This window comes from Pelagicoccus mobilis, from assembly GCF_016595505.1.
Taxonomy (GTDB): Bacteria; Verrucomicrobiota; Verrucomicrobiia; order Opitutales; family Opitutaceae; genus Pelagicoccus; species Pelagicoccus mobilis.
This window is the reverse complement of record NZ_JAENIL010000157.1, coordinates 1-483: the sequence shown is the minus strand read 5'-3', so window position 1 is coordinate 483 and position 483 is coordinate 1. Positions and strand designations below refer to the sequence as shown.

Here is a 483-nt window from a genome sequence, read left to right as displayed (position 1 = left end):
GCTACCAGATTGGCTCACAATCGACGAGGACACGGGTGAACTCTCCGGCACTCCGGAAAACGACGACGTCGGATCCATATCGGTCACAGTAACCGCCACCGACGAATCCGGCGAGGAAGCTTCCTCAACATTCGGTATCCAGGTAGACAACACCAACGATGGACCGACTGCATCAGCTATTTCCGACCAGACAACCGATGAGGACGCCGCGTTCAGCCTAGACGTTTCCGGTAACTTCGACGACGTCGACGCGGGCGATTCGCTCACTTACTCCGCGACTCTCGAAAACGGTGATCCGCTACCAGACTGGCTTTCAATCGACTCCGACACAGGTGAACTCTCCGGCACTCCGGAAAACGACGACGTCGGTTCCATCTCCGTAACAGTCACCGTAACCGACGAATCCGGCGAAGAAGCATCCTCAACATTTGGTATCCAAGTCGACAACACCAACGACGGACCAACAGCCTCAGCGATATCCGA

Annotated in this window: 1 protein-coding gene; it reads left to right on the top strand. The window is 55.9% G+C overall.

The window, feature by feature from the left end:
- On the top strand, window positions 1-483 hold a 483-nt coding region (locus tag JIN87_RS28035; protein WP_200360072.1), incomplete at both ends, for a putative Ig domain-containing protein.